The sequence below is a fragment of the Streptomyces violaceoruber genome (assembly GCF_033406955.1).
Classification (GTDB): domain Bacteria; phylum Actinomycetota; class Actinomycetes; order Streptomycetales; family Streptomycetaceae; genus Streptomyces; species Streptomyces violaceoruber.
In genome coordinates this window covers 6,710,322-6,733,887 of sequence record NZ_CP137734.1, presented here as the reverse complement: position 1 = coordinate 6,733,887, position 23,566 = coordinate 6,710,322, and the positions used below count along the sequence as shown (strand labels likewise).

At 71.4% G+C, this 23,566-nt stretch carries 18 protein-coding genes; 8 read left to right on the top strand and 10 right to left on the bottom strand.

The window, feature by feature from the left end; all coding sequences use genetic code 11:
• Nucleotides 1-7: 7 nt before the first annotated feature.
• Nucleotides 8-1,516, bottom strand: a complete 1,509-nt coding sequence (locus tag R2E43_RS30140; RefSeq protein ID WP_401694560.1) for a site-2 protease family protein — start codon at nucleotides 1,514-1,516, stop codon at nucleotides 8-10.
• Nucleotides 1,517-1,891: 375 nt separating this feature from the next.
• Between R2E43_RS30140 and R2E43_RS30135 the strand changes: the two genes are divergently transcribed.
• Both R2E43_RS30135 and R2E43_RS30130 read left to right on the top strand, forming a co-directional pair.
• Nucleotides 1,892-2,887 (top strand): RecB family exonuclease, encoded by a 996-nt coding sequence (locus tag R2E43_RS30135; RefSeq protein WP_191849233.1) that lies wholly within the window; start codon nucleotides 1,892-1,894, stop codon nucleotides 2,885-2,887.
• 16 nt (nucleotides 2,888-2,903) lie between these two features.
• Nucleotides 2,904-3,575, top strand: a complete 672-nt coding sequence (locus R2E43_RS30130; RefSeq protein ID WP_003977171.1) for a response regulator — start codon at nucleotides 2,904-2,906, stop codon at nucleotides 3,573-3,575.
• A 107-nt stretch (nucleotides 3,576-3,682) separates the two neighbouring features.
• On the opposite strand, the gene R2E43_RS30125 is transcribed toward R2E43_RS30130, so the two are convergent.
• From R2E43_RS30125 to metH, 3 genes are all read right to left on the bottom strand, one after another.
• Nucleotides 3,683-5,287: an ABC transporter substrate-binding protein gene (locus R2E43_RS30125; RefSeq protein ID WP_003977170.1), complete on the bottom strand. Its 1,605-nt coding sequence runs from the start codon at nucleotides 5,285-5,287 to the stop codon at nucleotides 3,683-3,685.
• 443 nt (nucleotides 5,288-5,730) lie between these two features.
• Nucleotides 5,731-6,432, bottom strand: coding sequence for an HAD family hydrolase (locus tag R2E43_RS30120; RefSeq protein ID WP_003977169.1), 702 nt, complete (start codon nucleotides 6,430-6,432; stop codon nucleotides 5,731-5,733).
• A 125-nt stretch (nucleotides 6,433-6,557) separates the two neighbouring features.
• A complete protein-coding gene (metH, locus tag R2E43_RS30115; RefSeq protein WP_332056727.1) occupies nucleotides 6,558-10,070 on the bottom strand; it encodes a methionine synthase in 3,513 nt (1,170 codons plus the stop codon).
• Nucleotides 10,071-10,473: 403 nt separating this feature from the next.
• Between metH and R2E43_RS30110 the strand changes: the two genes are divergently transcribed.
• The 5 genes from R2E43_RS30110 (at nucleotide 10,474) to parJ (ending at nucleotide 16,779) form a co-directional block, all read left to right on the top strand.
• Nucleotides 10,474-11,238, top strand: a complete 765-nt coding sequence (locus tag R2E43_RS30110) for an IclR family transcriptional regulator (protein ID WP_003977167.1) — start codon at nucleotides 10,474-10,476, stop codon at nucleotides 11,236-11,238.
• 338 nt (nucleotides 11,239-11,576) lie between these two features.
• Entirely contained in the window at nucleotides 11,577-12,371 is a 795-nt protein-coding gene (locus R2E43_RS30105; protein ID WP_319214656.1) for an MIP/aquaporin family protein, read from the top strand.
• Nucleotides 12,372-12,462: 91 nt separating this feature from the next.
• The gene (gene glpK / locus R2E43_RS30100; protein ID WP_003977165.1) at nucleotides 12,463-14,001 is read left to right on the top strand and encodes a glycerol kinase GlpK; all 1,539 of its coding nucleotides are present in this window, start codon (nucleotides 12,463-12,465) and stop codon (nucleotides 13,999-14,001) included.
• 8 nt (nucleotides 14,002-14,009) lie between these two features.
• Nucleotides 14,010-15,626: a glycerol-3-phosphate dehydrogenase/oxidase gene (locus tag R2E43_RS30095; protein WP_093455813.1), complete on the top strand. Its 1,617-nt coding sequence runs from the start codon at nucleotides 14,010-14,012 to the stop codon at nucleotides 15,624-15,626.
• Nucleotides 15,627-15,777: 151 nt separating this feature from the next.
• The gene (parJ, locus tag R2E43_RS30090) at nucleotides 15,778-16,779 is read left to right on the top strand and encodes a filament polymerization regulator ParJ (RefSeq protein ID WP_003977163.1); all 1,002 of its coding nucleotides are present in this window, start codon (nucleotides 15,778-15,780) and stop codon (nucleotides 16,777-16,779) included.
• Nucleotides 16,780-16,842: 63 nt separating this feature from the next.
• Here the strand turns inward: parJ and mshC are convergent, their stop codons facing one another.
• From mshC to R2E43_RS30070, 4 genes are all read right to left on the bottom strand, one after another.
• Nucleotides 16,843-18,072, bottom strand: a complete 1,230-nt coding sequence (gene mshC, locus R2E43_RS30085; protein ID WP_003977162.1) for a cysteine--1-D-myo-inosityl 2-amino-2-deoxy-alpha-D-glucopyranoside ligase — start codon at nucleotides 18,070-18,072, stop codon at nucleotides 16,843-16,845.
• A gap of 102 nt (nucleotides 18,073-18,174) precedes the next feature.
• Nucleotides 18,175-19,005: an SCO1664 family protein gene (locus R2E43_RS30080; protein WP_016325863.1), complete on the bottom strand. Its 831-nt coding sequence runs from the start codon at nucleotides 19,003-19,005 to the stop codon at nucleotides 18,175-18,177.
• On the bottom strand, nucleotides 18,969-19,559 hold the full coding sequence (locus R2E43_RS30075; RefSeq protein ID WP_003977160.1) for a DUF3090 domain-containing protein: 591 nt from the start codon (nucleotides 19,557-19,559) through the stop codon (nucleotides 18,969-18,971). Before R2E43_RS30075 ends, R2E43_RS30080 begins: the two co-directional genes overlap by 37 nt.
• An 85-nt stretch (nucleotides 19,560-19,644) precedes the next feature.
• On the bottom strand, nucleotides 19,645-20,331 hold the full coding sequence (locus R2E43_RS30070) for a histidine phosphatase family protein (RefSeq protein WP_003977159.1): 687 nt from the start codon (nucleotides 20,329-20,331) through the stop codon (nucleotides 19,645-19,647).
• 61 nt (nucleotides 20,332-20,392) lie between these two features.
• On the opposite strand from R2E43_RS30070, the gene corA reads away from it, so the two are divergent.
• Nucleotides 20,393-21,388: a magnesium/cobalt transporter CorA gene (gene corA, locus R2E43_RS30065; protein ID WP_030870779.1), complete on the top strand. Its 996-nt coding sequence runs from the start codon at nucleotides 20,393-20,395 to the stop codon at nucleotides 21,386-21,388.
• 22 nt (nucleotides 21,389-21,410) lie between these two features.
• Here the strand turns inward: corA and R2E43_RS30060 are convergent, their stop codons facing one another.
• Both R2E43_RS30060 and R2E43_RS30055 read right to left on the bottom strand, forming a co-directional pair.
• Nucleotides 21,411-22,199, bottom strand: coding sequence for a ferritin-like domain-containing protein (locus R2E43_RS30060; protein ID WP_332056726.1), 789 nt, complete (start codon nucleotides 22,197-22,199; stop codon nucleotides 21,411-21,413).
• Between the two features lie 236 nt (nucleotides 22,200-22,435).
• Nucleotides 22,436-23,491: an LLM class F420-dependent oxidoreductase gene (locus tag R2E43_RS30055; RefSeq protein ID WP_030870776.1), complete on the bottom strand. Its 1,056-nt coding sequence runs from the start codon at nucleotides 23,489-23,491 to the stop codon at nucleotides 22,436-22,438.
• Nucleotides 23,492-23,566 lie beyond the last annotated feature (75 nt).

Sequence of the window (23,566 nt, the reverse complement as noted above, 5' to 3'; positions counted from 1 at the left end):
GACCCGTTCAGCTGGGCCTTGCCATGGCCTTGACGAAGGCGCGCTCGACGTCGGCCGCGGACAGGACGCCGTAGATCTCGCCGGTCTCCTCGACGACGAGGTACTCGGTGGCCGGGTTGGCGCGCAGGACGTCCAGGAGTTCCTCGCCGGACAGCTCGGCGGAGACGCGCATGCCGTCGGTGAGGTCCTGGGCGAGGGTGCTGACCGGTACCCAGGGGCGGCGGTGCTCGGGTACGCCGACGATGGCGGCCTCGCGGACCAGGGAGGCGGGGGTGCCCTCGCCGTCGACGACGACCAGGGCGCGGGCGCCGGAGGCGTTGGCGCGGCGCAGGGCCTCGGAGAGCGGGGTGTCGGCCTGGACGGGGACGGCGCGCCGGGTCAGGGCGCGGGCGCGCAGCTCGGGGAGGTGTTCGCGCAGGCGTGCCATGCGGAGGCTGTTTCCGGCGCCGGTCCAGATGATCGCGGCGAGGATGGCGGCGAGCAGGGCGTCCATGACGGTGTCCATGCCAACGTCGTCCGCGGCGTCGCTGCCCAGCGACTGGGTGAGCAGCGGCAGGCCAATCAGTACGGCGATGGCGAGGGCGCGGCCGACCCAGGCGGCGGCGATCGTTCCGCTCATGGGTTTGCCGGTGAGCTTCCAGACGACGGCGCGGAGCATGCGGCCGCCGTCGAGGGGGAGGCCGGGCAGCAGGTTGAAGACGGCCACGATGAGGTTGGAGACCATCAGGCCGGCCAGCAGCACGCCGGCGACGCTGTCGGGCTCCACGGGCAGCAGGGCGGCGTAGAAGACGCCGGAGAGGACTAGGGAGAGCAGAGGGCCGACGAAGGCCAGGACGAATTCGCGGCCGGGGGTCTCGGCTTCCTTCTCGATCTCGGAGACGCCGCCGAAGAACTGGAGCTGGATGCGGCGGACGGGCAGCTTGAAGCGGAGGGCGGCGACCGTGTGGGCGAGCTCGTGGACGAGGACGGAGGCGTAGAAGGCGACGGCGAAGAAGAGGGAGACCAGGTAGCGGGCGGCGCCCAGCTCGGGCAGTACGCGGTCGAGCTGGCCGCCGAACACCCAGGTGATCAGGACGGCGACCAGGAACCAGCTGGGGGCGACGTACACGGGCACGCCGAAGGGCCGGCCCATCAGCAGCCCGCCCCCGGGTTCCGGTCGGCGCTGCGGCGGCTTGCCCGGCCCGCCCGCGCCCTCGGTGTGGGCCTCGGCGCGGTGGTGGTGCGGGGCCCCGGTGCCGTGCGCGGCGTGCCGGGGGCCCGCGGCCGGTTCGGGGCGCCTGGGGGACGCGGGGGCCTCGGGGGTCTGGGGGGCGTCGCCGGTTGTCTCCCCCGGCCCGGGAGGCGTCGGCGCCTGCGCATCCGGGGTTTCGGGGGTCGGGGTCCCCCTGCCCGGGGTCTCGGGGCGGGGAGTCTCAGGGCCCGGCGTCTCGGGACCCGGTGCGTCGGAGCCCGGAGCCTCGGAGCCCGGAGCCTCGGAACGCGACCTCTCGGAGCCCGGAGCCTCGGAACCCGGCATCTCGGAACCCGGCCTCTCGGAGCCCGGTGCGTCGGAGCCCTGGGCTTCGGTCCCATGCTTCTCGGGACCCGTGGCCTTCGGACCGGTGGGTCCCGGCTCTGCGGAGTCGGTGGGGTCGGCGGCCGGGGCCGTGGGATGTGCCTGGGGCCCGGCCGACTCGTCGTTGCCGGACCGCGGCTGCCCGCTCCCGCCGCTCACGTCCACGGTGTCCCCTCGTTCGAAGCGTCTCCCGCCTGCGGACGGGAGGGTCTCGTGTCGATGGTATGCGTCCGTCGCCGCCCGTTCCGCTCCGGCACCCCTCTGCTTCCCCTCCGTCACACGGGTCACGCCTGCGGGCTGGGTCGTTGTCAGTGCCCGGCCGTAAGGTCTGTGGGCATGGAGACGAGTACCGAGGACGTCGCGGAGGACACCGGCGGACCGGCCCGACCGGCGGCGGCAGTGGCGCACGCGACGGAAGCGGCGGTCGAGCCGGCGGCCCCGGCGTCGGAGACGGCGGCCGCGCCCGCGCCTGCGCCCGTGGCGACAGCGCCCGCCTCGCTCTCGCCGTCCCGGGCCGGCGACTTCATGCAGTGCCCGCTGCTGTACCGGTTCCGGGTCATCGACCGGCTGCCGGAGAAGCCCAGCGAGGCGGCGACCAGGGGCACCCTGGTGCACGCGGTGCTGGAGCGGCTCTTCGACGCCCCTGCGGCCGAGCGCACCGCGCCGACGGCGCGGGCGCTGGTCCCCGGTCAGTGGGACCGGCTGCGGGAGAGCAGGCCGGAGGTCGGTGAGCTGTTCGCGGACGACCCGGAGGGCGAGCGGCTGGCGCAGTGGCTCGCCGAGGCGGAGCGGCTCGTCGAGCGCTGGTTCAGCCTGGAGGACCCGAGCCGGCTGGAGCCCGCCGAGCGGGAGCTGTTCGTCGAGGCCGAGCTGGACTCCGGGCTGCGGCTGCGCGGCATCATCGACCGGGTCGACGTGGCCCCCACCGGCGAGGTGCGGATCGTCGACTACAAGACCGGCAAGGCACCCAGACCGCAGTACGCGGAGGGCGCGCTGTTCCAGATGAAGTTCTACGCGCTGGTGGTGTGGCGGCTGAAGAAGGTCGTCCCGCGGCGCCTGCAGCTGGTCTATCTCGGCAGCGGCGACGTGCTCACGTACGACCCTGTCCTGGCGGACCTGGAGCGGGTCGAGCGCAAGCTGCTGGCGCTGTGGGAGGCGATCCAGCTGGCGACCGAGACGGGCGACTGGCGGCCGCGTCCCACGAAGCTGTGCGGCTGGTGCGACCACCAGGCGCACTGTCCGGAGTTCGGCGGCACTCCCCCGCCCTACCCGCTGCCGGTGAGGGCGGCCGACTCCGGCGCCGTCGCGCAGGGCAGAATGGGGCCGGACTAGCGAGAAGGAGACTTACGTGGCCATCCGCGTCCTACTGGTCGACGACCAGCCGCTGCTGCGCACGGGCTTCCGGATGATTCTGGAGGCGGAGCAGGACCTCGCGGTCGTCGGCGAGGCCGGAGACGGCCTCCAGGCGCTCGACCAGGTGCGGGCGTTGCAGCCCGATGTGGTGCTGATGGACATCCGCATGCCGCGGATGGACGGTGTGGAGGCGACCCGGCAGATCACCGGGCCGGAGCGGGACGGTCCGGCGAAGGTGCTGGTGCTGACCACCTTCGACCTGGACGAGTACGTGGTGGAGGCGCTGAAGGCGGGCGCCAGCGGCTTCCTGCTCAAGGACGCCCCGGCGAACGAGCTGGTGCAGGCGATTCGTGTGGTGGCGAACGGCGAGGCGATGCTCGCGCCGAGCATCACCCGGCGGCTGCTCGACAAGTACGCCACGCATCTGCCCTCCGGGGACGAGCCGGTGCCGGACACCCTGCACACGCTCACGGACCGTGAGGTCGAGGTGCTGAAGCTGGTGGCCCGTGGGCTGTCCAACGCGGAGATCGCCGCGGACCTGTTCGTCAGCGAGACGACGGTCAAGACGCACGTGGGCCATGTGCTGACCAAGCTGGGCCTGCGCGACCGGGTGCAGGCGGCGGTGTACGCGTACGAGAGCGGTCTGGTGCGTCCCGGCGCGCAGTAACCGCTCCCGGCACGCAGCCGCTGTCCGCGGCCGGCCCGTGCGCAACGCGAAGGGCGCCCTCTCCCGGACGGGGAGAGGGCGCCCTTCGCGTTTGTCCGGTGCCGGCGTCAGCCGCTCACGCCCCGGCCCAGCTCCCACAGCTGGAGCGAGGAGGAGGAGTTGAGGAGGTAGGCCGTGCCGGTGACGTCGTCGCGGGTGGCGACGTACTGCTTGCCCTGCCAGAGCGGGATCAGCGGGACGTCCTTGGCGGTGATGTCCTGGATCTCGGTGAGGCTGTCCGCCGCGGAGAGCCGGTCGGCCTCACCGCGGGAGGCGGGGATCAGGTTGTTGATGATCTCCGAGTTGCTGTACGGGATGTTGAGGGTGTTGCCCTTGTCGAGGAACGGCGCGATGAAGCTGTCCGCGTCCGGGAAGTCGGGGAACCAGCCCATGCCGAAGACGTCGTACTCGCGGTTCCGCTCCGCCTTGTGGAACTTCTCCCAGGGCGTGCCCTTGATGTCGACCTCGAACAGACCGCTGTCGTTCAGCTGCTTCTGGAGGTGCTCGAACTCCGGCTTGGTCGCGGCGCCGTAGTGGTCCGTCGTGTAGTCCAGCGTCAGCTTGACCGGCGTGGTGATGTCCGCGTCCTCCAGCGTCGCCTTCGCCTTGGCGACGCTGGGGTCGCCGTACTTGTTGAAGAACGAGTTGGAGTGGCCGGTGATGCCGGCCGGAACCATCGAGTACAGCGGTTCGGCCTGGGATCCGTAGACCGCGGAGACGAGTTCGCTGCGGTTGATGAGCTGGGCCATGGCGGCGCGGACGGCCTTGTCCTTGACCGTGGCGGCGTCCGTGTTGAAGGCGAGGTAGCGGATCTCGAGACCGGCCACCTCGACCAGGTCGACGTCGCCGTCCGTGGCCTTGGACAGGTTCTGGATCTGCTCCGGCGTCATCGCGCGGGTCATCACGTCGATGTCGCCCTTGTCGATGGCGTCGCCCATGGCGTCGGCGTCGGCGAAGGACACGAGTTCGACCTTGTCGTTGTTCACCTTGAGACTCCCCTTGTAATTGGGGTTCTTGGTGAACACGGCCTTGGTCATCGCGTCGCCCTTGACCTCGGCCTTCATCGTGTACGGGCCCGAGCCGGTCAGCTCGAAGCCGTCACGCAGCTTGTCCTTCTCGTAGTCGTTCGGGTTGACGATGCCGGCGACCGGTGTGGACAGCTTGAACGGGAAGGTGGCGTCGGCGGTGTTGAGGTGGAAGATGACCTCGCGGTCGCCCTTCGTCTCGACGGTGTCCACCGTGGAGAGGATGGAGGCGACCTCGGTGTCGGCGTTGATCTTCCGGACGCGCTCGATGGAGTACTTCACGTCCTCGGCGGTGACGGGGTCGCCGTTGGCGAACTTCAGGCCGTCTCGCAGGGTGCAGGCGTAGCGCTCGTTGCCGGTGTCGGTGAATCCGCACTGCTGCGCGGCCTCGGGCACGGGTTCGCCGTCACCGCGGGGCAGCACCATCAGCGTCTGCGAGGTCTGCCGCATGATGTTCCAGGCACCGACGTCGTAGGCGTACGCCGGGTCGAAGGGCGCGGTGATCTCTTTCGAGACGTTGAACCCGTCCGTGGTGCCGACGGCGATCGCGTCCCCGTCGCCACTGCCGCTGTCCGATCCGCCGCAGGCGGCGAGCACCGGCGCGAGCAGGCCGACTACGGCCGGCAGCACCAAAGTCTTGCGGTTCATGCTCGAGTTTCTCCAGAGCTGTCGGTCCGTGTATCCGGCATGCAGGGGTGTCGCGGCGGATCACGGGGGTAGTGGCCGATGTTCTCGCGACGAGATTAGTCCGCGCCCGCACGGGCGCTCGCAGCCACCGGAGTTGAGGGCTCATCACGGAGCGAAACCGGGTGTGGACACACCGAAAACCCGACAGTGGAAGGATTCGTGCAGGGTTTCACCAATCAGGACACAAAGGCTCCTCGACAACGTTCGCCAAGCGGAAAGCAGCACACCCGCGCCCCGCTGTCGACCCCTGATCGCGTGGCGAACATCACAGCTGGTCTTCGGCCGCCGCCGCTGGAATTCGGCCATCCGGGACCGTGGAAATGGTCGGGGAACATCCATCGGGTCGCACCGTGCGGCCCTTCTCGGAAATGCCGCGCCAACGCCGCCGCACGCTTGGTGAAGGGCTAGCGCATTTGGGTCATCAGACCACGCAGAAATGTCAGGTCGACCTCTTCCAGGGAGGCGACCACCGTGCGCCGGGCGGCCGGGGTGATGGGGGCGACCGAGGGGACCGCCACGACGTGGCAGCCGGCGGCCTCCGCGGCGGCGACCCCGGTCGCGGTGTCCTCGACGACGGCGCACCGGGCCGGGTCCACGCCGAGTCCGGCCGCGGCCGCCAGGTACGGGTCGGGGTGCGGCTTGGTGCGCGGCACCTCGTCACCGGCGACGGTCAGGGCGAAGTGCCGGGGACCGAGCGAGGTGAGCACGCGATCGATGATGCGCCGGTGCGAGGCGGAGACCAGGGCCGTGGGGATCTCGTGCGCGGACAGCTCCGCGAGCAGCCGGGCGGCGCCGGGCATCAGCGGCAGATCGCGGCCGATGCGCTGTTCGAAGCCGTCGTTGAGCAGGACGCTGAGCTCGGCGAGGGTGATGTCGGCGCCGGTGGCCTCGATGAGGAAGCCCGCGCTGCGGGTCATGGGGCCGCCGACCACGACGTGGCGCCAGGAGTCGTCCAGGGTGTGGCCGAGGGAGGCGAAGACCTCCAGCTCGACGTCCCACCAGAAGCCCTCGGTGTCCACCAGGGTGCCGTCCATGTCGAGGAGCACCGCCTGCAGGGCGGAGCCCTCGGCCGTACGGGTTCCGAGCGCGGGGACCGTACTGGTCATCCACGTACCTCCTTGAGGGACGATCAGGCCGGCTCCCACGAAGGGAGCCGGCCTGCGGTGGACCGACCAGTGTACGTCGTGCGGGGCGCGAACGCCTGGTGAGGCCCGGGAGGTCCGGCGGGGCCTCAGCGGGCGTTGAAGTACTTGGCCTCCGGGTGGTGGATGACGATGGCGTCGGTGGACTGCTCGGGGTGGAGCTGGAACTCCTCGGAGAGGTGGACGCCGATGCGCTCGGGCTCCAGCAGGGCGGCGATCTTGGCGCGGTCCTCCAGGTCGGGGCAGGCGCCGTAGCCGAGGGAGAAGCGGGCACCCCGGTACTTCAGGGCGAACATGTCCTCCATCTCGGCCGGGTCCTCCCCGGCGAAGCCGAGTTCCGAGCGCACGCGCGCGTGCCAGTACTCGGCGAGGGCCTCGGCGAGCTGCACGGACAGGCCGTGCAGTTCGAGGTAGTCGCGGTAGGCGTTGGCCTCGAACATGCGGGCCGTCTCCTCGCCGATGCGGGAGCCGACGGTGACGACCTGGAAGCCGACCACGTCGGTCTCGCCGGACTCCTCCGGGCGGAAGAAGTCGGCCAGGCACAGGCGCCGGCCGCGGCGCTGGCGGGGGAAGGTGAAGCGGGTGCGTTCGTTGCCGTCGTCGTCGAGGACGATCAGGTCGTCGTCCTTGGAGACGCAGGGGAAGTAGCCGTAGACCACGGCCGCCTCCAGGAGGTTGTCCGTCTGGAGCCGGTCGAGCAGGCCGCGCAGCCGCGGCCGGCCCTCGGACTCGACCAGTTCCTCGTAGGAGGGTCCCTCGCCGGTGCGGGCCTGCTTGAGGCCCCACTGGCCCTTGAAGAGGGCGCCCTCGTCGAGCCAGGAGGCGTACTCCTTGAGCTGGATGCCCTTGACGACGCGGGTGCCGCGGAAGGGCGGGGTCGGGACCGGGTTGTCGGTGGCGACGTCGGAGCGGACGTGGCCTTCCTCGGGGCGCTCGTCGATCTCGACGGTGGCGGCCCGCACCCGGCGCTGCTTCAGCTCCGGCAGCTTGGCGCCGGGCACGCCGCGCTTGATGCCGATGAGGGCGTCCATGAGGCGCAGGCCCTCGAAGGCGTCGCGGGCGTAGCGGACCTCGCCGTCGTAGATCTCGTGCAGGTCCTGTTCGACGTAGGCCCTGGTGAGGGCGGCGCCGCCGAGGATGACCGGGTAGTCGGCGGCCAGCTTGCGCTGGTTCAGCTCCTCCAGGTTCTCCTTCATGATCACCGTGGACTTGACGAGGAGGCCGGACATGCCGATGACGTCGGCCCGGTGCTCGTCGGCCGCTTCCAGGATCGCGGAGACGGGCTGCTTGATGCCGAGGTTGATGACGTTGTAGCCGTTGTTGGACAGGATGATGTCGACGAGGTTCTTGCCGATGTCGTGGACGTCGCCGCGGACGGTGGCCAGCACGATCGTGCCCTTGCCGTCGTCGTCGGTCTTCTCCATGTGCGGCTCCAGGTGGGCCACCGCGGTCTTCATGACCTCGGCGGACTGGAGCACGAACGGCAGCTGCATCTGGCCGGAGCCGAACAGCTCGCCGACGACCTTCATGCCGTCGAGCAGGGTGTCGTTGACGATGTCGAGGGCCGGGCGCTCCCGGAGGGCCTCGTCGAGGTCCTGTTCGAGGCCGTTCTTCTCGCCGTCGATGATGCGGCGCTTGAGGCGCTCCTCCAGCGGGAGGGCGGCCAGTTCCTCGGCCTTGGAGGCCTTCAGCGACTTGGCGGTGGCGCCCTCGAAGAGCTGCATGAGCTTTTGCAGGGGGTCGTAGCCCTCGCGGCGGCGGTCGTAGATCAGGTCGAGGGCGGTGGTGACCTGCTCCTCGTCGAAGCGGGCGATCGGCAGGATCTTGCTCGCGTGCACGATGGCCGAGTCCAGGCCGGCCTTGACGCATTCGTCGAGGAAGACGGAGTTGAGCAGGATGCGGGCGGCCGGGTTGAGGCCGAAGGAGATGTTCGACAGGCCGAGCGTGGTCTGCACGTCCGGGTGGCGCCGCTTGAGTTCCCGGATGCCCTCGATGGTGGCCAGGCCGTCCTTGCGGGACTCCTCCTGGCCGGTGCAGATGGTGAAGGTCAGGCAGTCGACGAGGATGTCGGACTCGTGGATGCCCCAGTTGCCGGTGAGGTCGTCGATGAGCCGTTCGGCGATCTCGACCTTCTTCTCGGCGGTGCGGGCCTGTCCCACCTCGTCGATGGTCAGCGCGATCAGCGCGGCGCCGTGCTCCCGGGCGAGCTTCGTGACGCGGGCGAACCGGGACTCGGGGCCGGCGCCGTCCTCGTAGTTGACCGAGTTGATCACCGCGCGGCCGCCGAGCTTCTCCAGGCCGGCCCGGATGACGTCGACCTCGGTGGAGTCGAGGACGATCGGCAGCGTGGAGGCGGTGGCGAAGCGGCCGGCCAGTTCCTCCATGTCGGCGACGCCGTCCCGGCCGACGTAGTCGACGCAGAGGTCGAGCATGTGCGCGCCTTCGCGGATCTGGTCGCGGGCCATCTCGACGCAGTCGTCCCAGCGGCCGTCCAGCATGGCCTCGCGGAACTTCTTGGACCCGTTGGCGTTGGTGCGCTCGCCGATGGCCAGGTAGGAGGTGTCCTGGCGGAAGGGCACGGTCTGGTAGAGCGAGGCGGCGCCGGGCTCGGGGCGCGGGTCGCGTGCGGTGGGGGCGGTGTCCCGGACCCGCTCGACGACCTGGCGCAGGTGCTCGGGCGTGGTGCCGCAGCAGCCGCCGACCAGGGACAGGCCGTACTCGCGCACGAAGGTCTCGTGTGCGTCGGCCAGCTCGGGCGCGGTCAGCGGGTAGTGGGCGCCGTCCTTGCCGAGGACGGGCAGACCGGCGTTGGGCATGCAGGTCAGCGGGATGCGGGAGTGCCGGGCGAGGTAGCGCAGGTGCTCGCTCATCTCGGCGGGGCCGGTGGCGCAGTTCAGGCCGATCATGTCGATGCCGAGCGGTTCCAGCGCGGTGAGCGCGGCGCCGATCTCCGAGCCGAGCAGCATGGTGCCGGTGGTCTCGACGGTGACGGACACGATGAGCGGCAGGTCGAGGCCGAGGGCGTCCAGGGCGCGCCGGGCACCGAGCACCGAGGCCTTGGTCTGGAGCAGGTCCTGCGTGGTCTCCACCAGCAGTGCGTCCGCGCCGCCCGCGACCAGTCCCTCGGCGTTGCGCTGGTAGGCGTCGCGCAGGACGGTGTACGGGGCGTGGCCGAGGGTGGGGAGCTTGGTGCCGGGGCCCATGGAGCCCAGCACCCAGCGCTGCCGGCCGTCGCGGGCGCCGAACTCGTCGGCGACCTCGCGGGCGACGCGGGCGCCGGCCTCGGACAGTTCGTGGACGCGCTCGGGGATGTCGTACTCGCCGAGGGCGGAGTGGTTGGCGCCGAAGGTGTTGGTCTCGACGCAGTCGACGCCGGCCGCGAAGTACTCCTCGTGCACCGAGCGGACGATGTCGGGCCGGGTGAGGTTCAGGACCTCGTTGCACCCTTCGAGCTGCTGGAAGTCGTCCAGCGTGGGGTTCTGGGCCTGGAGCATGGTGCCCATGGCGCCGTCGGCGACCACCACGCGGGTGGCGAGGGCCTCTCGGAGGGCGGACACGCGGGTGCGGGTGTCGGCGGGCGGGGTGGATGGCGACGAGGCCATGAAAGGGCTCCCTAGGATGCGACGGCTGTCGGCTTTGCCTCTGCCCGGTGCCGCCCGTCGTGGGACGTCCCGGGGAGAACGCACGCCGTCAGGGTAGCCGGGACCGGGGGCCTATGGTCAGGGCGTCCACGAGACGGACGAGGATGGCGGGGCGAATACCCGCCGAACGGACGAGCCTCCCCGGTCCGGAACGTCCCACTCCGGCGGTGGCCCGCGTCCGGCGCACGTGCGGGGTGCGCGCGCCTCGTACGGAACGTTCGCGGTCACGGGGAGGTGGCCGAAGTGCAACAGTTGCCCGCCGACCATTGGCGGGAGGTCGGCATGGACCGGTAGTGTTCGGCATTGCCGAACGACGTCAGCGACGCCGAGGTCGGCAGTCGAAGGGGACGGAGGCAGTACGTCGATGGCACGGAACATCCAGTCGCTCGAGCGGGCGGCCGCCATGCTGCGCCTGCTCGCGGGCGGCGAGCGGCGGCTCGGCCTGTCGGACATCGCCTCGTCGCTGGGTCTGGCCAAAGGCACCGCGCACGGCATCCTGCGCACCCTCCAGCAGGAGGGGTTCGTGGAGCAGGACGACGCCTCCGGGCGCTACCAGCTGGGCGCCGAGCTGCTGCGCCTGGGCACGACCTACCTGGACGTGCACGAACTGCGGGCCCGCGCCCTGGTGTGGACCGACGACCTGGCCCGCTCCAGCGGTGAGAGCGTCCACCTCGGCGTCCTGCACCAGCAGGGCGTCCTGATCGTGCACCACGTCTTCCGCCCCGACGACAGCCGGCAGGTCCTGGAGATCGGGGCCATGCAGCCGCTGCACTCCACGGCGCTGGGCAAGGTGCTGTCGGCGTACGACCCGGTCGCGCACAGCGAGGCGCTGGAGGCCGACCGCAAGGCGTTCACCGACCGGACCGTCTGCGAACCGGACAGCTTCGAGCACGTCCTGGACATCACGCGCGCGCGGGGGTACGCCGCCGACGTCGAGGAGACCTGGGAGGGCATCGCCTCCATCGCCGCCCCCATCCACGACCGCAGGCGGATGCCGGTCGGCGCGGTCGGCATCACCGGGGCCGTGGAACGGCTGTGCCGGGAGGGCGAGCTGCGGCCCGAGCTGGTCGCGGCGGTGCGGGACTGCGCCCGCGCGGTGTCGCGGGACCTGGGCGCCGGGCGGTTCTAGGGCGCGGGCGGGCCGACACGGGCCGTACGGGAAGACACAGGGGCCGGGACACCGAAGGTGTTCCGGCCTTCGACGTTCCCGAGGGACGGGCCGGGCGGGAGATCGATAGCCCACGACGATCAATAACGATCGTGCTTTCGATAACACAGCTCTTGACGCGCGCGTGACGTCGAACGAGACTCGCGTCCATCGGTCGGCATTGTCGAACACCTACCGGCAATACGCGTTAGAGTGTCCACAGTGCCAAGGGCCGCCATCGCTCTCACAACGAGGGCGCCGGAACACCCGGAGGGACCCGGGGTTCGGCTTTCCCTGGACGAAGGACAAAGGAGTCGCGGGTGTCCAGCTCCGACATCTTCATCGGCGAGACCATCGGTACCGCCCTGCTCATCCTGCTCGGCGGCGGCGTGTGTGCCGCCGTCACGCTCAAGGCCTCCAAGGCCCGCAACGCCGGCTGGCTCGCCATCGCCTTCGGGTGGGGCTTCGCCGTCATGACGGCGGCGTACATATCGGGTCCGCTCTCCGGCGCCCACCTCAACCCGGCCGTGACCGTCGGCATCGCGATCAAGGACGGCGACTGGAGCAACACCCCGACCTACTTCGCGGGTCAGCTCCTCGGCGCGATGATCGGCGCGGTCCTGGTCTGGGTCGCCTACTACGGCCAGTTCCAGGCCCACCTCACCGACCGCGAGATCGTCGGCGGCCCCGGCGCGCAGGACACGACGGCCAAGTCCGTCGAGGCGCAGGAGAAGGGCGCCGGCCCGGTGCTGGGCGTCTTCTCCACCGGCCCCGAGATCCGGCACACGGTCCAGAACCTCGCCACCGAGATCATCGGCACCTTCGTGCTGCTGCTCGCCATCCTCACCCAGGGCCTGAACGACGAGGGCAACGGCCTCGGCATCCTGGGCGCCCTGATCACCGGGTTCGTGGTGGTCTCCATCGGCCTGTCGCTCGGCGGCCCGACGGGCTACGCGATCAACCCGGTCCGCGACCTCGGCCCGCGCATCGTGCACGCCCTGCTGCCCCTGCCCAACAAGGGCGGCTCCGACTGGTCCTACGCCTGGATCCCGGTCGTCGGTCCGCTGATCGGCGGTGCGATCGCCGGAGGTGTGTACAACCTCGCGTTCGCCTGAGCGGGCCCCCGCTTCGGCGATCATCGAGCCGCAGACCACGCGCCGTACGCACCGGCCACCGCCACCCACCACGGAACCCCAGGAGCACACAGTGACCGACTCCCACACCGCAGGCCCCTTCATCGCCGCGATCGACCAGGGCACGACCTCCTCGCGCTGCATCGTCTTCGACCGGGACGGACGCATCGTCTCCGTCGACCAGAAGGAGCACGAGCAGATCTTCCCCAAGCCGGGCTGGGTCGAGCACGACGCCACCGAGATCTGGACCAACGTCCAGGAGGTCGTCGCCGGAGCCGTCGAGAAGGCCGGCATCACCCGCGACGACATCAAGGCCATCGGCATCACCAACCAGCGCGAGACCACCCTCGTCTGGGACAAGAACACCGGTGAGCCCGTCCACAACGCCATCGTCTGGCAGGACACCCGCACCGACGCCCTGTGCAAGGAGCTCGGCCGCAACGTCGGCCAGGACCGCTTCCGCCGCGAGACCGGCCTGCCCCTCGCCTCCTACTTCGCCGGTCCCAAGGCCCGCTGGCTGCTCGACAACGTCGACGGTCTGCGCGAGCGCGCCGAGGCGGGCGACCTGCTCTTCGGCACCATGGACACCTGGGTCATCTGGAACCTGACCGGCGGGGTGAACGGCGGCAAGCACGTCACCGACGTCACCAACGCCTCCCGCACCATGCTGATGAACCTGCACACCATGGCGTGGGACGAGAAGATCGCCGAGTCGATCGGCGTCCCGATGCAGATGCTCCCCGAGATCCGCTCCTCCGCCGAGGTGTACGGCGAGATCACCGGCGGCCGCCTCGGCGAGCTGCTCGGCGGCATCCCGGTCGCCTCCGCGCTCGGCGACCAGCAGGCGGCCCTGTTCGGCCAGACCTGCTTCTCCGAGGGCGAGACCAAGTCGACGTACGGCACCGGCACCTTCATGGTGATGAACACCGGCGACAAGCTGATCAACTCCTACTCGGGCCTGCTGACCACGGTCGGCTACAAGATCGGCGACCAGGACACGGTCTACGCCCTGGAGGGCTCGATCGCCGTCACCGGTTCGCTGGTGCAGTGGATGCGCGACCAGATGGGCCTGATCTCCACCGCCGCCGAGATCGAGACCCTCGCCCTGACCGTCGAGGACAACGGCGGCGCCTACTTCGTGCCGGCCTTCTCCGGCCTGTTCGCCCCGTACTGGCGTTCCGACGCCCGCGGTGTGATCGCCGGCCTCACCCGGTACGTGACCAAGGCGCACCTCGCGCGCGCCGTCCTGGAGGCCACCGCCTGGCAGACGCGGGAGATCGCGGACGCCATGACGAAGGACTCCGGGGTGGAGCTGACCGCCCTCAAGGTCGACGGCGGCATGACCTCCAACAACCTGCTGATGCAGACCCTCGCCGACTTCGTGGACGCCCCCGTGGTGCGCCCGATGGTCGCCGAGACCACCTGCCTCGGCGCCGCCTACGCCGCCGGTCTCGCCGTCGGCTTCTGGAACAGCACCGACGACCTGCGCGCCAACTGGCGGCGGGCCGCCGAGTGGACCCCCCGCATGGACGCGGACATCCGCGACCGTGAGTACAAGAGCTGGCTCAAGGCCGTCGAGCGGACCATGGGCTGGCTCGAGGACGAGGAGTAAGAACCACCATGACCACTCAGTCCACCCTGCAGTCCGTGCCTGCCCTGGGTACGCACCCGGCCTCCGGCTCCAACCCGAGCCGGGCCGAGACCCGGGAGCAGCTCTCCAAGGCGTCGTACGACCTTCTCGTGATCGGCGGCGGCATCCTGGGCATCTCCACCGCCTGGCACGCCGCGCAGTCCGGCCTCAGGGTGGCCGTGGTCGACGCCGGCGACTTCGCCGGTGCCACCTCCTCCGCCTCCTCCAAGCTGCTCCACGGCGGACTGCGCTACCTGCAGACCGGCGCGGTGAAGCTGGTGGCGGAGAACCACTTCGAACGCCGTGCGGTCTCCCGCCAGGTGGCCCCCCACCTGGCGAACCCGCTCACCTTCTACCTCCCCGTGTACAAGGGCGGACCGCACGGCGCGGCGAAGCTCGGGGCCGGCGTCTTCGCGTACTCGGCGCTGTCCGCCTTCGGTGACGGCGTCGGCCACCTGCTCTCCCCGGCCAAGGCCGCGCAGGACGTGCCCGAGCTGCGCACCGACAACCTCAAGGCCGTGGCCGTGTACGGCGACGACCAGATGAACGACGCCCGCATGGCCCTGATGACGGTCCGCGCGGCGGTCGAGTCCGGCGCGGTGGTCCTCAACCACGCCGAGGTCACCGGCCTGCGCTTCACGGGCGGCCGGGTGACCGGCGCCGAGCTGAAGGACCGGCTGTCCGGCGACGAGTTCGGCGTGAACGCCCGCCTGGTGCTCAACGCCACCGGCCCGTGGGTCGACCACCTGCGCCGCATGGAGGACCCGGCCGCGGCGCCGTCGATCCGGCTCTCCAAGGGCGCGCACCTGGTGCTCAAGCGCACCGCGCCGTGGAAGGCCGCGCTGGCCACCCCGATCGACAAGTACCGGATCACCTTCGCCCTCCCCTGGGAGGACATGCTGCTGCTCGGCACCACCGACGAGGAGTTCGAGGGCGACCCGGCGGACGTCGCGGTCAACGACAAGGACATAACCCAGATCCTGGACGAGGCCGCGTTCTCCATCCGCGACCAGCAGCTCGACCGGGACCTCATCACGTACTCCTTCGCGGGTCTGCGGGTGCTGCCGGGCGGTCCCGGCGACACGGCGAAGGCCAAGCGCGAGACGGTCGTGACCGAGGGCCGGGGCGGCATGCTGTCCGTCGCCGGCGGCAAGTGGACCACCTTCCGCCACATCGGCCGTACGGTGATGAAGAAGCTGGAGGCGCTGCCGGGCCACCCGCTGGGCGACGACTTCGAGCCGATCGCGTCGCTGCCGAAGAAGCTGCCGCTGCCCGGCGTCGCCAACCCGCGCGCGGTCGCCCACCGGCTGCTGGTGGACGGTTCGGCGCCCGGCCCGCGCATGGCGGCGGACACCGCCAGGCACCTGGCCACGCACTACGGTTCGCTCGCCTTCGACATCGCCCGGCTCGCCAACGAGAGCCCGGAGCTGGCGCGGCGCGTCCACCCGGACGCCCCGGAGATCTGGGCGCAGGTCGTGTGGGCCCGGGACAACGAGTGGGCCGAGACGGCGGACGACGTGCTGCGCCGCCGTACGACCCTGACGATCCGGGGCCTGGCCACGGACGACGTCCGCACGCAGGTCCAGGACGTGCTGGACAAGAAGTAGGGCCCTCGTCTCCGCACCGCGCGGCGGGTGTCCGGACCCCGGGGACGGGGCAGTGATCCGTTCACTGCCCCGTGCACAGGGGCTGCGGGCGGCCCCTCGGCACGCCGTAAGGTTGGGGGGTACGCGAGGGCACGTCGGAAGGAGGCGCTGGGTGATCGAGCTCGAGGGGGTTCCCGAGCTGGTCGACCCGGTCATGGTGGCCGCGTTCGAGGGCTGGAACGATGCCGGTGACGCCGCCTCCACCGCGGTCGCGCATCTCGACCGGGAGTGGAAGGGCGAGGTGTTCGCGGCGCTGGACGCCGAGGACTACTACGACTTCCAGGTCAACCGTCCCACGGTGTTCATGGAGGACGGCGTCCGCAAGATCACCTGGCCGACGACCAGGCTGTCGGTGGTCCGGGTCGGCGGCGACAAACCGCGCGACCTCGTGCTCGTCCGCGGCATCGAACCGTCCATGCGCTGGCGCTCGTTCTGCAACGAGCTGCTCGGCTTCGCCCACGAGCTGGGCGTCGAGCTGGTGGTCGTCCTGGGCGCCCTGCTGGGCGACACGCCGCACACCCGTCCGGTCCCGATCAGCGGGACCACGTCGGACGCCGACCTGGCGCGGCGCATGGACCTGGAGGAGACCAAGTACGAGGGGCCCACGGGCATCGTCGGCATCCTCCAGGAGGCGTGCACGCACGCGGGCGTGCCGGCCGTGTCGCTGTGGGCGGCGGTGCCGCACTACGTCTCGCAGCCGCCGAACCCGAAGGCCACGCTGGCTCTGCTGAACCGGCTGGAGGACCTGATCGGCGTGCGGGTGCCGCTGGGCGAGCTGCCCGAGGACGCGCGTGCCTGGCAGGTGGGCGTGGACCAGCTGGCCGCGGAGGACACCGAGGTCGCCGAGTACGTGCAGTCGCTGGAGGAGGCCCGGGACACGGCGGAGCTGCCGGAGGCGTCGGGCGAGGCGATCGCGCGGGAGTTCGAGCGGTATCTGCGGCGGCGGGACGGGGCGGGGCCGGGTGGGCCCGGGGGCCCTGGCGGACACGCCACGGCGGACGGCGGTGACGGGCCGGCCGGGGCGCCGTTCCGGCGGGACAACCCGAGTGGGCGGGCCCGGCCACCGAAGCCGCCGAAGGCGGGCGGGGACGACGAGGAGTCGTCGGAGGACTGAGCGAAGGAACCAGGGCCGCTTCAAGAGAAGCGGCCCTGGTTCTTTTTCTGTCTGTACGCCTGTTTACAGCGCCACGCCCAGCAGGGCGTCCACGGCTCGGGAGACCACGCCCGGGGCGCCGATGTCCGTGCCGCCCGACTCCTGCTGGAGAGCTGCCCAGCGGTCGACCGCCGCCAGGGCGGCCGGGGAGTCCAGGTCGTTCGCGAGGGCCTCGCGGATCTCCTCCACCAGGGCCTCGGCGGGCGGACCGTCGGGGCGGGAGACGGCGGCGCGCCAGCGGTCGAGGCGGGCGAGGGCGTCCTGAAGCACCTGGTCGGTCCACTCCCAGTCGGAGCGGTAGTGGTGGGCGAGCAGCGTGAGCCGGATGGCGGCCGGGTCGACGCCCTCGCGGCGCAGCTGCGACACGAAGACCAGGTTGCCCTTGGACTTGGACATCTTCTCGCCGTCGAGACCGACCATGCCGGCGTGCACGTACGCCTTGGCCATGGGGAATTCGCCGGTGAGGGCCTGGGCGTGCGAGGCGCCCATCTCGTGGTGCGGGAAGGCCAGGTCGGAGCCGCCGCCCTGGACGTCGAAGCCCATGCCGAGGTGGTCGAGGGCGATGGCGACGCACTCGATGTGCCAGCCGGGGCGCCCGCGGCCCAGGGTGCCGCCGTCCCAGCTGGGCTCGCCCTCGCGGGCGGCCATCCACAGCATCGGGTCGAGCGGGTTCTTCTTGCCGGGCCGGTCGGGGTCGCCGCCGCGTTCGGCGGAGAGCAGCCGCATGGTGGCGGCGTCGAGGTGGGAGACGCCGCCGAAGTGCGGGTCCGCCTCGACGGAGAAGTAGACGTCGCCCTCCAGCTCGTAGGCCGCGCCGGCGTCACGCAGCCGCTCGACGAGCGGGACGATGCCGGGTATGGCCTCGACGGCGCCTATGTAGTGCTGGGGCGGGAGCATCCGCAGCGCCGTCATGTCCTCGCGGAAGAGGGCGGTCTCCTGCTCGGCGAGGGCGGTCCAGTCGACCCCGTCGCGCACGGCCCGCTCCAGGAGCGGGTCGTCCACGTCGGTGACGTTCTGGACGTAGTGGACCTGCCGCTTGGTGTCGAGCCACACGCGCTGCACGAGGTCGAACGCGTTGTAGGTCGCCGCGTGACCCATGTGGGTGGCGTCGTACGGCGTGATGCCGCAGACGTAGATACGGGCGACGGGACCGGGGTCGAGGGTGACGGGGCCGCCGGTCGCGGTGTCGTGGATCCTCAGGTCGCGGCCCTGACCAGGCAGGGCGGGGACCTCGGAAGCGGGCCAGGCATGCATGTCATGAGCCTAACCGGACGAGTGTTGCGTACACGAACCGGACCGGGCCGGATGGCCGGTAACGCGCTCTTGCGCGCCACCGGCCGGTGTGGCATCGGAGGTCTACACGGGCGGCCAGGGGATGGCCGGCCACTCGCCGCCGGGTTCGGGGTGCTTGCCGGAGGCCAGCAGGGCGTCGACCCGCGCGCGCGTGGCGTCGAGTTCGGCGGGGGTGATGAGCGCGGCGAGCCGGAGGGCCAGGGTGCCGCCGTCCTTCAGCGCCCGCCTGAGGGCGTCGAGCACCGCCAGGGCCTCCCCGGTGAGGGCGTCGCCCGCCCAGCCCCACAGCAGGGTGCGCAGCTTGTTCTCGGCGTTGAAGGTGACCCCGTGGTCGATGCCGTACAGCCGCTCCCCCGCCGCGGGCAGCAGGTGGCCGCCCTTGCGGTCGGCGTTGTTGATCACGGCGTCGAGTACGGCGAGCCGGCGCAGCCGTTCGTCGTCGGCGTGGACGAGCAGCGCGGTGCGGCCCTCACCGACCTCGGCGAGGGCGATCCCCTTCCAGCCGGGGCCGGGTTCCTCCTCGTCCACCAGGGCGAGCAGCTCCGTCTCCGGCACGGTCTCGATCCACAGCTGGACCATGCCCTCGCCGTACGGGCCGTCGCGCAGCACGGTGGGCGGGACCAGGCCCCAGCCGGTGGCCTCGGAGACCTCGTAGGCGGCGACCTCGCGCTGGGCGAGGGTGCCGTCGGGGAAGTCCCACAGCGGGCGTTCCCCGGCGACCGGCTTGTAGACGCAGGCCGCCTCGCGTCCTTCGTGCGTCACCGTGCAGTACAGGGCCGCGTTGGAGGCGTCGCGGATGCGTCCGCGCACGGTCAGTTCGCCCAGGGCGAGCAGTTCGGCGGCCGCCGCGTCGGTGGTCACGCTCCGCGGCGGTATCCGTTCTGGCGCGGACATACGTGTCCTTCCGGGTCGAGCGGGAGGCTGCACAGCGGGCACGGCGGCCGCCCGGCGTTGACGACGTCGAGGGCGCGCTTGGCGAAGGCCCTGGCCTGCGCGCCGGTGAGGCGGACCCGGAGCATCGGCGGGCCGTTCTCCTCGTCCTGGAGGAGCCGTTCCTCGGCCTCCGCCAGGTCCTCCTCGGACTCGGCGTCCAGCTCCACGAGGGCCTGCGCCTCGACGATCATGCGCTGGTCCTCGCCGTCCCAGGCCAGCGCCATGGTGCCGACCCTGAACTCCTCCTCGACGGGGGTGTCCAGCGGCGCCGTGTCGGCGGGCCCGGTGGGGGCCGTGGCGGGAACGACGGTGCTGCCGCCGCTGCGCCGTACGACCTCGTCCAAAAGCTCGTCCATGCGTTCGGCGAGGGCGGCGACCTGGGTCTTCTCCAGGGCCACGCTGGTCACCCGGGAGCCGGCGGAGGCCTGGAGGAAGAACGTACGGCGCCCGGGCAGCCCGACCGTACCGGCCACGAAACGTTCCGGTTGGTCGTAGAGGAACACCTGACGGGACACGTCCTGTCTCCATGGAAGTCGGGGAAAGCGGAAGATCGGGATCGGGGACACTGCCGCGACCGGTTCACCCTACTGCGGCGGACGATCACGGTGCGCCCGCACCACCCCCGACCGGCGCCTCGTCACCGGACGGCTCCTCGCGCGGGGCCAGGGAGGCGAAGTCGCCCGTGTCGCCGAGGCGGACCAGGAAGGGGCGCAGCCGGGTGTAGCGGATCGCGGTGACCGAGCACGGCTCGACGGAGATCCGCTGGAAGAGGTCGAGGTGGAGGCCGAGTGCCTCGGCGACGAGGGACTTGATGATGTCGCCGTGGGAGCACATGAGGTAGACGGCGTCGGGGCCGTGGTCGCGTTCCACGCGCGCGTTCCACTCGCGTACCGCCTCGGCGGCGCGGGTCTGCATGGCGCGCATCGACTCGCCGCCGGGGAAGGCCGCGGCGGACGGGTGCGCCTGCACGACCTCCATCAGGGGCTCGTTCCCCAGTTCGGCGAGCTTGCGGCCGGACCAGTCGCCGTAGTGGCACTCCCCGATCCGTTCGTCGGTGTGCGCCCGCAGCTCGGGCCGGGCGTCGAGCAGCGGCCGGAGGGTCTCCTGGCAGCGCTGCAGTGGGCTGGTGACGATCTCGGACAGCGGCAGGCCGGCGAGCCGCCCGGGGAGCGCGGCGGCCTGCGCGGCGCCGCGTTCGTCGAGGGCGACGCCGGGCGTCCAGCCGGCGAGCAGCCCCTCGGTGTTGGCGGTGGAACGTCCGTGCCTAACCAGGATCAGCGTGGGCATGCGGCCAGGGTAGGCGTACGGCGCGGTACAGGGGCGCCGGGACGAGGGGAGAATGGGTTCGGTGATCGTCGACTGCGCCATCTACCGGGACGGGCGCCGCACCGACGGGCCCGAGGACTTCTCCGACGCGCTCGGTGAGGCGCGGGAGGCCGGCGGCTTCGTCTGGATCGGCTTGCACGAGCCGACGGAGAAGGAGTTCGAGCTGGTCAGCCAGGAGTTCGGGCTGCACCCGCTGGCGGTGGAGGACGCCCTCAAGGCGCATCAGCGGCCCAAGCTGGAGGTGTACGACGACTCGGTCTTCGCCGTCCTCAAGCCGGTGGTGTACGAGCCGGACAGCGACGCCGTCTCCACCGGCGAACTCATGATCTTCCTGGGCGACGCCTTCGCGGTCGTCGTCCGGCACGGGGAGGGCTCCCCGCTGAAGGCCGTGCGGCGGCGTCTGGAGCACGAGCCGGAACTGCTCGGCAAGGGGCCCACCGCGGTCCTGTACGCGATCGCGGACGCCACCGTCGACCACTACCTGGACGTGGCGGTCGAGCTCCAGACCGACCTGGAGGAGCTGGAGGCGGAGGTCTTCTCGCCGGACGGCGGCGGCTCCCGGCACACCGCGTCGCGGATCTACACCTTCAAGCGGCAGGTGCTGGAGTTCCGCCGGGCGACGGGTCCGCTCGCGCCCCCGCTGGCCCGGCTGGCGGGTACCGGGGTGTACGGCGGCGGCGTGCCGTTCGTGAACGACAGGGCGCGGCCGTTCTTCCGGGACGTGAGCGACCACCTCACGCGCGTGAACGAGTCGGTGGAGAGCCTGGACCGGCTGGTCTCGGACATCCTGTCGGCGCACCTGGCGCAGACGAGCGTCCGGCAGAACGACGACATGCGGAAGATCTCGGCGTGGGCGGCCATGGCCGCGGTCCCGACGATGGTCGCGGGGATCTACGGCATGAACTTCGACCACATGCCGGAACTGCACTGGCTGTGGGGCTACCCGGCGGTGATCGCGCTGATGGCCGTCCTGGAGCTGCTGCTGTACCGGCAGTTCAAGCACCGGGGCTGGCTGTAGGGGCCCGGGGGCCCGGGCGGCCTCAGGCGACCTCGGGGGCCGCCGTGGCGGGTCCGCCGAGCGCGTCGCGCCGTTCGGGCGTCCGCAGGGTCACCATGCGGCGCCAGCCGGCGAGCCGCTCGGCGGCGTACATCGCGTGGATACCCGCCGCGAGCAGCGCCGACCTGGTGCATGACCAGCCGAGGAGGCGTCCCATGTGCGCCATCACCGCGAGGCTGACGTCGCGGTGGACGCGGATCTCGGCGAGCGCGCACTCGCGCAGCGTGCGCCGGATGTACGGGCCGTGCCCGGCGGCGGCGTAGCGGAGCAGTTCCTCGTGGGAGTAGGCGAGGTGGTTGTCCTCGTCGGCGGAGATCATCCGGACCGCCCGGCCCAGGTCGGGATGGTCGGCGAAGTACTTGAGGAGCATCGCCATCTGTTCGGCGGCGCGCTGCTCGGTGACCCTGCTGTGGGCGAGGTAGGTGATGACGTCCCGCACCGTGAGCGGCCGGTCGGCAGCGAGCTGCTCATGGGCGAGGCCGATGCCGTGCCGCTCCAGGAGCATCGTGTAGTCGGTCTCGGGCGGTACGCCGACGGGTTCGAGACCGCGCTTCTTCAGCAGGGCGTTGAAGATCCGGCCGTGCTTGTCCTCGTCGGCCCCGTGCCGGGCGATCTTGGGCGCGAGGGCGCGTTCGCTCTCGGGCACCAGCGCCGCGATGCGCGCGTTCTCCCAGCCGCCCTGGGACTCGCCGCTGGCCGCGATGGAGCAGAAGAGACGGTACGACTCGTCGTTGTCGAGGATCTCCTGGAAAAGGCTCTTGGCCGAAAGCATCGGTGGCACCTCTCTGCCGCTGCGTGGTCCGCAGGTTCCGCACACTCCGCGAAGCCGAGTCAAGTGCGGGCGAGGGGGCGCGGCAACAGGTGCCGCGCACGACTCCGCCGAAAGAAGGACGGCCGGGGTGGTGTGGAGGCGTAACCCCGCGCGCGTGGGCGCGTTGTTCCTCGTGACGGCCGTGGCGGGGAAGACCCCCGAGCCCCCACCACGGCCGCAGAAACTTTCCTCCTGTGTCACGCCAGTCCGGCGCGCTCCAGGGCCTCGGTGCCGGCGCGGAGGGCGGCGAGCCGCTCGTCCAGGGTGAAGCCCGCGGGGGCGAGGGTGAGGGTGGTGACGCCGGCCGCGGCGTAGGCCTTCATGCGGTCGGCGATGCGGTCGACGGAGCCGAGCAGGGTCGTCTGGTCGATCAGCTCGTGCGGGACGGCACCGGCGGCGCCCTCCTTGTCGCCGGCCAGGTACTTGTCCTGGATCTCGGCGGCCTCGCGCTCGTAGCCCATGCGCTGGGCGAGCTGGTTGTAGAAGTTCTGCTTGCGGCTGCCCATGCCGCCGACGTAGAGCGCGGTGTAGGGCCGGAAGGTGTCGGCGAGGGAGGGGACGTCCTTGTCGTCGCCGAGGGCGAGCGGCAGGGTCGGGCAGATGTCGAACCCGTCGAGGGTCTGGCCGGCCTTCTCGCGTCCGGCGCGCAGGTGCTTGACGGCCGTCTCCTCCAAGTGGTCGGCGGAGGGGAAGATGAGCAGGGCACCGTCGGCGATCTCGCCGGTCTGCTCCAGGTTCTTCGGGCCGATCGCCGCGATGTACAGCGGGATGTGCTCGCGCTGCGGGTGCACGGTCAGCTTGATGGGCTTGCCGGGGCCGTCGGGCAGCGGCAGCGTCCAGTGCCGGCCCTCGTAGGACAGCCGCTCCCTGGTCATCGCCTTGCGCACGATCTCGACGTACTCGCGGGTGCGGGCGAGCGGCTTGTCGAACTTGACGCCGTACCAGCCCTCGGAGACCTGCGGTCCCGACACGCCGAGGCCGAGGCGGAAGCGGCCCTTGGAGAGGGAGTCCAGGGTGGCGGCGGTCATCGCGGTCATCGCGGGCTGGCGGGCCGGGATCTGGAAGATGGCCGAGCCCACGTCGATGCGCTCGGTCTGGGCGGCGACCCAGGTCAGCACGGTGGCCGCGTCGGAGCCGTAGGCCTCCGCGGCCCAGCACACGGCGTAGCCGAGCCGGTCGGCCTCCTGGGCGACGGCCAGATTGTCCGCGTCCATTCCGGCACCCCAGTAGCCGAGGTTGATACCGAGCTGCATGGCCGATTCCCCTTACCCATCAGTAACGTCGCTGGTGCCCCGACCTTAGCGCGCGGAATTCGGTTGTCCACAGGC

Bases quoted from the DNA above. Each gene is read 5' to 3' on its own strand.
- R2E43_RS30070 (WP_003977159.1), bottom strand. From the start codon at position 20,331: ATGCCCACGCTGATCCTGGTTAGGCACGGACGTTCCACCGCCAACACC.
- R2E43_RS30120 (WP_003977169.1), bottom strand. From the start codon at position 6,432: ATGACCAGTACGGTCCCCGCGCTCGGAACCCGTACGGCCGAGGGCTCC.
- R2E43_RS30125 (WP_003977170.1), bottom strand. From the start codon at position 5,287: ATGAACCGCAAGACTTTGGTGCTGCCGGCCGTAGTCGGCCTGCTCGCG.
- metH (WP_332056727.1), bottom strand. From the start codon at position 10,070: ATGGCCTCGTCGCCATCCACCCCGCCCGCCGACACCCGCACCCGCGTG.
- R2E43_RS30080 (WP_016325863.1), bottom strand. From the start codon at position 19,005: ATGTCCGCGCCAGAACGGATACCGCCGCGGAGCGTGACCACCGACGCG.
- mshC (WP_003977162.1), bottom strand. From the start codon at position 18,072: ATGCATGCCTGGCCCGCTTCCGAGGTCCCCGCCCTGCCTGGTCAGGGC.
- R2E43_RS30110 (WP_003977167.1), top strand. From the start codon at position 10,474: ATGGCACGGAACATCCAGTCGCTCGAGCGGGCGGCCGCCATGCTGCGC.
- R2E43_RS30055 (WP_030870776.1), bottom strand. From the start codon at position 23,491: ATGCAGCTCGGTATCAACCTCGGCTACTGGGGTGCCGGAATGGACGCG.
- R2E43_RS30135 (WP_191849233.1), top strand. From the start codon at position 1,892: ATGGAGACGAGTACCGAGGACGTCGCGGAGGACACCGGCGGACCGGCC.
- R2E43_RS30095 (WP_093455813.1), top strand. From the start codon at position 14,010: ATGACCACTCAGTCCACCCTGCAGTCCGTGCCTGCCCTGGGTACGCAC.
- R2E43_RS30060 (WP_332056726.1), bottom strand. From the start codon at position 22,199: ATGCTTTCGGCCAAGAGCCTTTTCCAGGAGATCCTCGACAACGACGAG.
- R2E43_RS30140 (WP_401694560.1), bottom strand. From the start codon at position 1,516: ATGCCGGGTTCCGAGGCTCCGGGCTCCGAGAGGTCGCGTTCCGAGGCT.